At 72.5% G+C, this 10,860-nt stretch carries 9 protein-coding genes; 2 read left to right on the forward strand and 7 right to left on the reverse strand.

The genetic code is table 11. From position 1 onward, the window contains the following. Positions 1–166 precede the first annotated feature (166 nt). The 7 genes from ABZS97_RS32135 to hrcA all read right to left on the reverse strand — a co-directional run bounded on the left by ABZS97_RS32135 (position 167) and on the right by hrcA (position 8,923). Complete coding sequence (locus ABZS97_RS32135; protein ID WP_356143438.1) at positions 167–3,328, reverse strand: S41 family peptidase; 3,162 nt, start codon at positions 3,326–3,328, stop codon at positions 167–169. 183 nt (positions 3,329–3,511) lie between these two features. Next, positions 3,512–4,081, reverse strand: a complete 570-nt coding sequence (locus tag ABZS97_RS32140) for a hypothetical protein (RefSeq protein ID WP_356143418.1) — start codon at positions 4,079–4,081, stop codon at positions 3,512–3,514. 130 nt (positions 4,082–4,211) lie between these two features. Then, positions 4,212–4,607, reverse strand: coding sequence for a VOC family protein (locus ABZS97_RS32145; protein ID WP_356143420.1), 396 nt, complete (start codon positions 4,605–4,607; stop codon positions 4,212–4,214). A gap of 21 nt (positions 4,608–4,628) precedes the next feature. After that, on the reverse strand, positions 4,629–5,378 hold the full coding sequence (locus ABZS97_RS32150; RefSeq protein WP_356143422.1) for a 16S rRNA (uracil(1498)-N(3))-methyltransferase: 750 nt from the start codon (positions 5,376–5,378) through the stop codon (positions 4,629–4,631). Then, positions 5,378–6,469 carry a nitronate monooxygenase gene (locus ABZS97_RS32155; RefSeq protein ID WP_356143424.1) on the reverse strand — a complete coding sequence of 364 codons (1,092 nt, stop codon included), beginning with the start codon at positions 6,467–6,469 and terminating at the stop codon, positions 5,378–5,380. Before ABZS97_RS32155 ends, ABZS97_RS32150 begins: the two co-directional genes overlap by 1 nt. A gap of 303 nt (positions 6,470–6,772) precedes the next feature. After that, positions 6,773–7,906 (reverse strand): molecular chaperone DnaJ, encoded by a 1,134-nt coding sequence (gene dnaJ / locus ABZS97_RS32160; RefSeq protein ID WP_356143426.1) that lies wholly within the window; start codon positions 7,904–7,906, stop codon positions 6,773–6,775. Continuing rightward, the gene (hrcA, locus tag ABZS97_RS32165) at positions 7,907–8,923 is read right to left on the reverse strand and encodes a heat-inducible transcriptional repressor HrcA (RefSeq protein WP_356143428.1); all 1,017 of its coding nucleotides are present in this window, start codon (positions 8,921–8,923) and stop codon (positions 7,907–7,909) included. Between the two features lie 204 nt (positions 8,924–9,127). On the opposite strand from hrcA, the gene ABZS97_RS32170 reads away from it, so the two are divergent. Together ABZS97_RS32170 and ABZS97_RS32175 are read left to right on the forward strand one after the other, a co-directional pair. Next, positions 9,128–9,874, forward strand: a complete 747-nt coding sequence (locus ABZS97_RS32170; protein ID WP_356143430.1) for an MBL fold metallo-hydrolase — start codon at positions 9,128–9,130, stop codon at positions 9,872–9,874. Between the two features lie 45 nt (positions 9,875–9,919). Next, entirely contained in the window at positions 9,920–10,717 is a 798-nt protein-coding gene (locus tag ABZS97_RS32175; RefSeq protein WP_356143432.1) for a DUF3097 domain-containing protein, read from the forward strand. Positions 10,718–10,860 lie beyond the last annotated feature (143 nt).

Here is a 10,860-nt window from a genome sequence, read left to right on the forward strand (position 1 = left end):
CGTGTGCCTCCTCAACGCCCGCTGATCATTACGTCGGCATCGTATCGGCGTTTACTCCCGTCCGGTCTTTCAGCCCGTCCGGCGTTTGAGGACGAGGCCGTTCAGGCCGAAAGCGGGGGTCCGGGGGCGGCAGCCCCCAGGTACGACCACACCCACTCCGGGTGCCTTACTCCTCCGGCAAAGCGGGCGCAGCCTTCGCCGGGTGCTCCGCAAGTGCGGCAAGCGCGATCCGGATCGCCTCGTCGAGCTGGGCGTCCCGCCCGGCGGCGTAATCCTGCGGGGCGTGCACCACCTCCACGTCGGGGTCGACGCCGTGGTTCTCCACGTCCCATCCGTACCCCTCCAGCCAGAAGGCGTACTTGGGCTGGGTGACGAGCGTGCCGTCGACGAGCCGGTAGCGGCTGTCGATGCCCACCACCCCGCCCCATGTCCGCGTGCCCACCACGGGCCCGATGCCGAGCGCCTTGATCGCCGCGTTGACGATGTCGCCGTCGGAGCCGGAGAACTCGTTGGCGACGGCGACGACGGGGCCGCGGGGCGCGTCCTCCGGGTAGCTGTAGGGCCGCATGCCGCGCGGGAGGTCCCAGCCGACGATGCGCCGGGCCAGCTTCTCGACGATGAGCTGGGAGGTGTGGCCGCCGCGGTTCTCGCGGACGTCCACGACGAGCCCCTCCCGGGCCACCTCGATCCGCAGGTCGCGGTGGAGCTGGGCCCAGCCGGAGCCGACCATGTCGGGCACGTGCAGATAGCCGAGGCGGCCGCCGGACTTCTCGTGGACATAGGCGCGCCGGTCGGCGACCCACGCGTGGTACCGCAGCGGCTCCTCGTCGGCGGTCGGCACGACCACCGCGTGCCGCAGGTCGCCGCCGCCGGACGGGGAGACGGTCAGCTCGACCGGCTTTCCGGCCGTCCCGACGAGCAGCGGACCGGGCCCGGCGACGGGGTCGACGGCCTGTCCGCCGACCGCGACGATCGCGTCCCCGGCACGCACCGCGACACCCGGCGCGGCGAGCGGTGCCTGCGCGTCGGGGTCGGACGTCTCCGAGGGCAGGATGCGGTCGATGCGCCAACTGCCGTCCTCGTGACGCGAGATGTCCGCCCCGAGGAGGCCCTGCGCCCGGTCCCCGCCGCCTCCGCCGCCGCGCGGGCTGACGTAGGCGTGCGAGGTGCCGAGTTCGCCCTGCACCTCCCAGAGGAGGTCGACGAGGTCGTCGTGGGTGGCGAGCCGTTCGAGGACGGGCCGGTAGCGCTCCAGTACGGCGTCCCAGTCGGCGCCGCCGAGGTCGGGCCGCCAGAAGTTGTCGCGCATGAGGCGGCCGGCCTCGTCGTACATCTGGCGCCACTCGGCGGCCGGGTCGACGGTCTGCCGTACGCGGGAGAGGTCGACGGTGATGTTGGTGTCGCTGTCCTCGCCGTTGGAGGCGCGTCGGTCGCTCGGTACGACCTTGAGCTTGCTGTCGGTCCACAGCAGGACGCGCTTGCCGTCGCCGCTGACGGCGAAGTGGTCGGCGTCGGCGGCGAGGTGCTCGATGCGCTGCTGGGCGAGGTCGTAGCGCTCCAGCTCGGTGAGCGGGTCCGGGTCGTCGGGGGTGGCGCGGGAGGCGCCCAGCACGCCGCGCACCGGGTGGCGCAGCCACAGCACGCCGTCCTTGGCCGCCCGAAGGCCCGAGTAGCGGGCGGCCTCGACGGGGAAGGGGACGATGCGGTCGGCGAGTCCGTCTAGGTCGATCCGGGTGGTGGGAGTGCCCTCGCTGTCGGGCGTCTCGTCCTTGTCCGGGGCTTCGAAGGGCCGGCCGTGGCGCTGCGGTCCGAAGGGCGAGGGCGTCGTCGCGGCCAGGGTGATCAGATGCGGGCGTGAACCGCCCACGAACGCCAGGTCGAAGACGTGTTCGTCGTAGACGGGGTCGAAGGAGCGGGCGGAGAGGAACGCCAGGTGTTTGCCGTCGAGCGTGAAGGCGGGCGCGTAGTCGCGAAAGCGCAGCGGGGTCGCCTCGGTCACCGACAGGTCGGCGGTGTTGGCGAGCTTGAGCTGGCGCAGCGGGCGCGGTCCCGGGTGCGACCAGGCGAGCCAGGCCGAGTCCGGCGAGAAGACGAGGCCGGTGACGTCGCCGTCCTCGCTGCGGTCGACCTCGCGGACCTCTCCGGTCTCCCGCTCGACGAGCAGGACCCGTCCGTCGTGCGAGGCGACGGCGGCGCGGCTGCCGTCGGGTGCCATGGCGAGCCCGAGGACGCGCCCGAGCTGCCCGGCGGCGAGCCGTCGCGGGATGGCCCCGGGGGCGACGCCGGTCGCGGGGGCGAACTCCAGGGCGTCGTCGCCCTCGGCGTCCGTCACCCACACCACGTGCTCCTCGCCCTCGGCGCGGAAGGTGCGGGGCAGCCGGGCGCGCACGCCGTGCTCGGCGGCGAGGGCGCGGGTGGGGCCCGAGCGGTGGGTGACCCAGTGGACGGCGCCGCGTACGGCGACGGCGCTGCCGCGCGCGGTGTGGTCGGGGGCGGCGGCGCCGAACCAGCGGGCCGCGTTCACCGGGTGCGGCTGGAGGTCGACGCGCTGCCCGCCGAGGCGGAGGTCGAGGCGGCGCGGTTCGGCGCCGTCCAGGTCGTCGAGCAGCCACAGTTCACCGGCGGACGCGTACACCACCCGGTTGCCGTCGGTGGCCGCCTGCCGGGCGTAGAAGCCGTCGACTCCCGTGTGCCGCCGCAGATCCGAGCCATCGGCGAGGGAGGAGTACAGCGCCCCGACGCCTTCGTGGTCGGAGAGGAACGCGACGCGCGCGCCGACCCACAAGGGGTACTCGATGTTCCCGTCGAGGTCCTCGTGGAGCCGTACGAACTCGCCGTCCCCCTCCCGGTCGATCCACAACTTGCCCGCCGTGCCGCCCCGGTACCGCTTCCACCAGGCGGCCTCGCGGCCCATGGGGGCGGACAGCAGCAGAACACCCGGTCCGTCCGGCCGGTGCGCGACGTCGCCGACGGGCCCGTACGGAAGGGTGGTCGCGGGTCCGCCGTCGAGCGGGACGGCGTGCGCCCAGGTGCGCCGCAGGCTCGCCTGCCCGACCGCGCTGAGGGCGAGGACCTTCCCGTCGGGGGTCCAGCCGCGCACCTGCGTCCGTGAACCGCCCCAGTACGTCAGCCGCTTGGCCGGGCCGCCGTCGAGAGAGGCGGCGTGCACCTCGGCCGCCCCGTCGCGGGTGGAGGTCCAGGCGACGGTCGTGCCGTCCGGGGAGATGCGGGGGTGGGTCGCCGGGGTGTTGTCGGCGCTGACCCGCCAGGCCCGGCCCGGACCGTCGAGGACGGCCGCCCAGACGTCGTCCTCGGCGGTGAAGACCACCAACTCGCCGTGCAGATGCGGAAACCGGAGATACCCGGACGGGGTGGCCGGCGCGGCCTGCGCGGACGACGTGGACGGCGTGGACTGGGCGGCCGGTGATGACGCTGCAGACGGTGTCACCCGATCACCCTATGCAGCGGCAGCGCCCCTGGACAGGGGTTTCTGTCACTTGATCCGGTTGTGTCACTTGCCCTGGGCCGGCCAGCAGGTCGGGTCGCCCTTGCACCACACGGTCTCCGTGACGGTCACCGTGGGGCCCGGCTGTCCGTTCGACGGCCGGTAGGTCACCGGCGGGGTGTACCTCGGAGTGGCGGCGGCGTCGCAGTTGCCGAGGCCACTGACATGGAACCACTCCTTGCCCCCCACCGTGGCCCGCAGGTCCCCGCGCACGCACGCACCGTCGACCGCCCGGGTGACCCTGCCCTTGACGGTGATGTCACGCCCGTCGGACGTCTCCCCCCGGCAGTCGACATGGGCAACGGTGTCCGCACTCCTGGAGGGCGTCCTACCCGGCGTGTACGCCTTGTTGGCGCCGCCGTAACTGGCCGTGCAGGTGAGCCAGTTGACGTCCACGTGCTGCCGCTCGAGTTCCTTCGTCGCGGTCTGGTCGGTGGTGTACGACACCGCCGCGGAACTCAGCCCGTCCGTGGGCTCGCACGCCGTCACACCGAACACCCCGGCCACTCCGAGCCCCAGCGCGGCCAGCGCCTGCCTGCGTCCCGTCCGGTGCCGTATACGCCTCAATGCCCCCATAGACGGCAGGGTGCCACTGCCGCGGCCGCCGCGGTAGACCGCATGCGGCCACTCCGTCCCCGCTCAAGTCACAATCCGGCGTACGCGTACGCCGGTGAGCCCGGCGGCCGGCCGTCGTTGGACGCGCTGGTCAGCCGCTGCGCAGCAGCAGCCACTCCTGAAGCTCCACGAGGTTGCCCTCCGGGTCCTTGAGGTGGGCCACGCGCATACGGTCGGTCATGGGGGCCGGGCCGTGCACGATCTCCCCGCCGCGGGAGGCGACGGCCTCGCAGTGGGCGTCCAGGTCGTCGACGCGCAGCACCACCAGCGAGCGGTGGCCGGTCGCCGAGTCGCCCAGTTCCCCGAGGACCTCGGCCATCATCGAGCGGTCCTGGAGGGCGATGCCCGCCGAGCCTATGGCGGGGCTGAACTTCTCGTAGGGCCCCTCCGTCGCCCCGGACTGGGGCTTGAGGCCGAGGACTTCGGCGTAGAAGTGGTAGCAGGCGGGAAAGTCCGAGACGAGCAGCCTTACCTGTGCGAGTTCCACGCGTCCTCCTACGGGTGTCGGTCAGGCCCAGCGGCCCGTGCGGCCCAGCAGCAGCGCCGTCGCCGCCGTCCCGGCGGTCGATGTGCGCAGCACGCTACGCCCGAGACGGTACGCCTTCGCACCTGAGTCCCCGAAGAGCGCCAACTCCTCGGGGGACACGCCTCCTTCGGGCCCCACGACCAGCACGATCTCGCCCGTGGCGGGGAGTTCGGCGGTCGCGAGCGCCTCGCTGCCGTAGTCACGGTCCTCGTGCAGTACGGCGGCGAAGTCGGCTTTGGCGAGAAGTGCGGCAACCTGCTTGGTCGTTGCCGCGTCCGCGATCTCCGGGAAGCGGACCCGGCGGGACTGCTTGCCGGCCTCGCGGGCGGTGGCACGCCACTTGGCGAGCGCCTTCAGGCCCCTCTCGCCCTTCCACTGGGTGATGCAGCGGGCGGCGGCCCAGGGGACGATCGCGTCGACGCCGGTCTCCGTCATCGTCTCCACGGCGAGCTCACCGCGGTCACCCTTGGGGAGGGCCTGTACGACGGTGATGCGCGGGGACTCCGGGGGCTCCTCGGACACCTCGCCCAGCCTGACGATCAGCCGGTCCTTGCCCTCGGTGTCGATCACCTCGGCCTCGGCCCACCGCCCGGCGCCGTCCGTGAGGACGATCTCCTCGCCCGACCGCAGCCGCTTCACGGAGACGGCGTGCCGTCCCTCGGGGCCCTCCAGCACGAACCGTCCGGCGTCGCCGGCGCGGAAGTCCTCGACCACGAACACCGGTGCGGTCATCAGGCGTTACCCCCGGTCCGGGGCTCCGGGCAGGCCGACAACGCTGTCTTCGCGGCCGCGAGTTCGGCGGTGAGGACCTCCACCAGCTGCCCGGCGGGCAGTGCGCGGGCCATCCGGTGCCCCTGTCCCGCCCACAGCGCCATGCCCTGCGCGTCGCCCGCCTTCGCGGCCGCCTTGCGCAGCGCGGAGGTGAGGTGGTGGACCTGGGGGTAGGCGGCGGGCGCGTACGGGCCGTGCTCGCGCATGAAGCGGTTGACCAGGCCGCGCGCCGGGCGCCCGGAGAACGCGCGCGTCAGCTCCGTACGGACGAAGAGCGGATTGGTGAGTGCCTGCTTGTGCAGGGTGTTGGCGCCGGACTCGGGGGTGGCGAGGAACGCGGTGCCGAGCTGCGCCGCGCTCGCGCCCGCGGCGAGGACGGCGGCGATCTGGCTGCCGCGCATCAAACCGCCGGCCGCGACGATCGGGATCCCCACGCTCTCGCGGACCTGCGCGATCAGTGAGAGCAGTCCGATGCCGGTGCCGTCGGTCTCCGGGTTGTCACGGTGGGTGCCCTGGTGGCCACCCGCCTCGACGCCCTGCACGATCACGGCGGCGGCGCCCGCCCGCTCCACCGCGAGGGCCTCCTCGACCGTCGTCGCGGTCACCAGCGTCAGCGTGCCGGCGCGCGCGAGGGAGTCCAGGACCTCGCGGCTCGGGCAGCCGAAGTGGAAGGAGGCCACCGGCACCGGGTTGTCGAGGAGGACGGCGAGCTTGGCGTCGTAGCCGTCGTCTCGGCCGCTGTCCGGGTCGCCGAGCTCCGTCGAGTACCAGGAGGCCTCACCGGCCAGCTGGTGGGCGTAGACCTCGATCGCGCCCTTGTCCGCGTACTCGGGCTGCGGCATGAACAGATTGACCCCGAAAGGCCGTCCCGTGAGCCCGCGCAGCTGCTTGATCTCCTGGTACATACCGTCGGCGGTCTTGTACCCGGCAGCCAGGAACCCGAGCCCCCCGGCCTCGCACACAGCGGCGGCGAGCTGCGGGACGGAGACTCCGCCCGCCATGGGGGCCTGCACGATCGGATGCGGGAAAAGATCGGTCAGTGCGGAGGACATGAGCGCATGTTGTCACGTCCCCCGAACAAGTCCGAATCCACCCTTCCGCGGGGAGCATCCAGCCCGTCCGGCGTTTGAGGACGAGCCCGTTCAGGGCGAAAGGGGGGTCTGGGGCGCAGCCCCCAGGTTCGGGAAGGGCAGGGGCGGAGGGGGCGAAAAACTCCCGCCCTGGCCTCCGCCCACTCGCCTCAGCGCCCGTTGAAGGCGTCCTTCAACCGCGAGAACAACCCCTGCTGCCCCGGCTGACCGTGCTCACCCGGGGGTCGACCCCCGGACCCCCAGCCAGACCCTCGGCAACTCGCCTCAGCGCCCGTTGAACGCATCCTTCAACCGCGAGAACAACCCCTGCTGCCCCGGCTGGAACTGCCCCGTGGGCCGTTCCTCGCCACGCAGCACCGCAAGCTCCCGCAGCACCCGCTCCTGCTCGGCGTCGAGCTTCGTCGGCGTGGTGACCTCGACGTGCACGATGAGGTCGCCGCGGCCGCCGCCCCGCAGGTGCGTGACACCGCGTCCGTGCAGCGGGATCGACTGCCCGGACTGCGTACCGGGACGGATGTCGACCTCCTCCATCCCGTCGAGCGTCTCCAGCGGCACCTTCGTGCCGAGCGACGCCGCGGTCATCGGGATGGTGACCGTGCAGTGCAGGTCGTCGCCGCGCCGCTGGAACGTGGAGTGCGGCAGCTCGTGGATCTCGACGTACAGGTCGCCGGCGGGACCGCCGCCGGGGCCGACCTCGCCCTCGCCCGCGAGCTGGATCCGCGTGCCGTTGTCCACACCGGCCGGGATCTTCACGGTCAGGGTCCGGCGCGAGCGCACCCGCCCGTCGCCCGCGCACTCCGGGCACGGGGTCGGGACGACGGTCCCGAAGCCCTGGCACTGGGGGCAGGGGCGCGAGGTCATGACCTGGCCGAGGAAGGACCGGGTGACCTGCGACACCTCACCGCGGCCGCGGCACATGTCACACGTCTGGGCCGTGGTCCCCGGCGCCGCGCCCTCACCACTGCAGGTGGTGCAGACGACGGCCGTGTCGACCTGGATGTCCTTCGTGGTGCCGAAGGCCGCCTCGTCGAGCTCGATCTCCAGCCGGATCATGGCGTCCTGGCCGCGGCGCGTGCGCGAGCGTGGCCCGCGCTGCGACGCCGTGCCGAAGAACGCGTCCATGATGTCCGAGAAGTTCCCGAAGCCGCCGGCTCCGAAGCCTCCCGCGCCGCCGCCCGACTGGGACAGCGGGTCGCCGCCGAGGTCGTAGACCTGCTTCTTCTGCGGGTCCGACAACACCTCGTAGGCGGCGTTGATCTCCTTGAAGCGCTCCTGCGTCTTCGGATCGGGATTGACGTCCGGGTGCAGCTCGCGGGCGAGCCTCCGGAACGCCTTCTTGATCTCGTCCTGGGAAGCGTCGCGGCGTACGCCGAGTACGGCGTAGTAGTCCGTGGCCACTTACGACTCCGCCAGGATCTGTCCGACGTACCGTGCCACCGCTCGTACCGCTCCCATCGTTCCCGGGTAATCCATGCGGGTCGGTCCGACCACGCCAAGTTTCGCTACTGCTTCGACGCCCGAACCGTAGCCGACCGAGACCACGGACGTGGAGTTGAGTCCCTCATACGCGTTCTCGTGACCGATCCGTACGGTCATGCCCGAATCCCCCGCCTCACCAAGCAACTTGAGGAGCACGACCTGCTCCTCCAGTGCTTCGAGGACCGGACGGATAGTGAGGGGAAAGTCATGTCCGAAGCGGGTGAGATTGGCGGTGCCGCCGATCATCAGCCGCTCCTCGGTCTCCTCGACGAGCGTCTCCAGGAGAGTGGAGAGCACCGTGGCGACCGTACCCCGGTCCTCCGCCTCGAAGCTGTCGGGGAGGTCCTGCACGAGCTGCGGGACGTCCGCGAAGCGGCGGCCCGCGACCCTGGCGTTGAGCCGCGCCCGCAGATCCGCGAGCGACGTCTCCCCGAACGGCGCCGGACAGTCGATCATGCGCTGCTCGACCCGGCCGGTGTCCGTGATCAGCACCAGCATCACACGGGCGGGGGCCAGCGAGAGCAGCTCCACGTGCCGCACCGTCGAGCGGGTCAGCGAGGGGTACTGCACGACGGCGACCTGCCGGGTGAGCTGCGCGAGCAGCCGCACCGTACGGCCCACGACGTCGTCGAGGTCGACGGCGCCGTCCAGGAAGTTCTGGATCGCGCGACGCTCGGGTGCGGTCATCGGCTTGACGCCCGCGAGCTTGTCGACGAAGAGCCGATAGCCCTTGTCCGTGGGGATGCGCCCGGCGCTGGTGTGCGGCTGGGCGATGTACCCCTCGTCCTCCAGGGCCGCCATGTCGTTGCGGACGGTCGCGGGCGAGACCCCGAGGCTGTGCCGCTCGGTGAGCGCCTTGGAGCCGACCGGCTCCTCGGTCCCGACATAGTCCTGGACGATGGCGCGCAGCACCTCAAGCCTTCGTTCACTGAGCATCGCGCACACCTCCAGCGGTCTTCCAGCGGTCTTCCAGCTGCTCCTGGCCTGGCACTCAGCGCATGCGAGTGCCAGCGTTCCCCGGCCCAGTGTACGGCCGTGGGGTACGACCCCGGCAAGGGCGGCCCTGCCATGTCATGCCGACGTGTACCGACCTGTCCTGCGATGTCGTGCCTGTACCCGCCTCGCCGCTAGCGTCGGCGTATGAAGGTGACTTGGGAAGAGGCGGGGTGGGAGGAACTGTCGCCGCGGGTCGGGCGGCGGCGGCTTCCCGTGTGGGACTGCACCGCCGGACTGGTGGTCGGCGAGGGCGCGGCGCTGCTGATCGACGCGGGGTCGAGCCTGGGCGAGGGCGCGCGGCTGCGCGCCGAGGCGCAGCGGCTCCTGGGTCCGCCGGGCGGCGGCCGCCGTGTGACGCACCTCGCGCTCACCCACCCGCACTTCGACCATGTCTTCGGCGCGGCGGCGTTCGCGGGGGTGGAGGTGTTCGGCGCGGTGGGCGTGGACGCGGTCCTCACCCACGACCGGGAGGAACTGCGCGCGGACGCCGTACGCAACGGGCTGGACGCGCGGGCGGCCGCCGAGGCGGCCGATCTCCTCGCCCGTCCCCGCCATGTCGTGTCCGGTGAGTGGACCCTCGACCTGGGCGGCGGTCTGCAGGTGCTGCTGGCGAACGTCGGCCCGGGCCACACCTGCCACGACCTGGCGGTCCTCGTGCCCGCCACGGCCTCCGCCCCGGAGGTCGTCTTCTGCGGCGACCTCGTGGAGGAGTCCGGCGAGCCGCAGGCCGGTCCGGACGCCGTCCCCTCCCACTGGCCCGCGGCCCTGGACCGGCTGCTCGACCTGGGCGGCGAGGACGCGGTGTACGTGCCCGGCCACGGAGCCGCGGTGAATGCGGCGTTCGTCCGGGCGCAGCGGGACGCGCTGGCGGCCCGTTTCGGCGTGTCGTAGGAGGGTGTACGGCGTCGGCGCGGCGCTTCTCCTATCGTCATCCGAATGCGCCAGTACTCTCCGGACCTGACCCCGCCCTGGAAGAAGCCCAAGCCCGTGCCCGAGGTCCCGGCGGACCCGGGGCTGGTGGTCGAGGAGCCCGGTACCGGTTTCTGCGGTGCGGTGATCCGCTGCGAGGCTGGCACGGTGACGCTGGAGGACCGCTTCGGCAAGCACCGGGTCTTCCCGATGGAGCCGCGCGGCTTCCTCCTGGAGGGCCGGGTGGTCACGCTCGTCCGCCCCGCCGCCGGTCCCCTGCGGCCCACCCGTACGGCGTCCGGTTCGGTCGCCGTGCCGGGTGCGCGGGCCCGGGTGGCGCGGGCCGGGCGGATCTACGTCGAGGGCCGTCACGACGCCGAGCTGGTCGAGCGGGTCTGGGGCGACGACCTGCGCATCGAGGGCGTGGTCGTGGAGTACCTGGAGGGTGTCGACGACCTGCCGTCGATCGTCGAGGAGTTCGCTCCGGGGCCGGACGCGCGGCTGGGGGTCCTGGTGGACCACCTGGTGCCCGGCTCCAAGGAGTCCCGCATCGCGGAAGCGGTGACGAGCGAGTACGCCCTGGTGGTGGGTCACCCGTACATCGACATCTGGGAGGCGGTGAAGCCGTCGTCCGTCGGCATCCCCGGCTGGCCCCGCGTCCCGCGCGGCCAGGACTGGAAGACGGGCGTGTGCCGCGCCCTGGCCTGGCCCGAGAACACCGGCGCGGCCTGGCAGCACATTCTGTCCCGGGTGCACTCCTACAAGGACCTTGAGCCGGAACTCCTGGGCAGGGTGGAGGAACTGATCGACTTCGTCACGGCGTGATCTGGCGGGGGCGCCCGTCGAAGGAGGGTTCGTTGTGGGTCGGGTCCGTGCCGGTACGTCTTGCCCGTCGCCGCGTGGGCGTACTGCCCGGCACCCGAGCACGGCGGAACTCGGCCGGCGGCCGGCTACGCGACGGGCAGAGA

This window comes from Streptomyces sp. NPDC005485, assembly GCF_040606085.1.
GTDB lineage: Bacteria > Actinomycetota > Actinomycetes > Streptomycetales > Streptomycetaceae > Streptomyces.

Excerpts from the sequence above, each read along its gene's own strand:
- ABZS97_RS32175 (WP_356143432.1), top strand. The coding sequence starts at position 9,920 with ATGCGCCAGTACTCTCCGGACCTGACCCCGCCCTGGAAGAAGCCCAAG.
- ABZS97_RS32140 (WP_356143418.1), bottom strand. The coding sequence starts at position 4,081 with ATGGGGGCATTGAGGCGTATACGGCACCGGACGGGACGCAGGCAGGCG.
- ABZS97_RS32155 (WP_356143424.1), bottom strand. The coding sequence starts at position 6,469 with ATGTCCTCCGCACTGACCGATCTTTTCCCGCATCCGATCGTGCAGGCC.
- ABZS97_RS32170 (WP_356143430.1), top strand. The coding sequence starts at position 9,128 with ATGAAGGTGACTTGGGAAGAGGCGGGGTGGGAGGAACTGTCGCCGCGG.
- hrcA (WP_356143428.1), bottom strand. The coding sequence starts at position 8,923 with ATGCTCAGTGAACGAAGGCTTGAGGTGCTGCGCGCCATCGTCCAGGAC.
- ABZS97_RS32150 (WP_356143422.1), bottom strand. The coding sequence starts at position 5,378 with ATGACCGCACCGGTGTTCGTGGTCGAGGACTTCCGCGCCGGCGACGCC.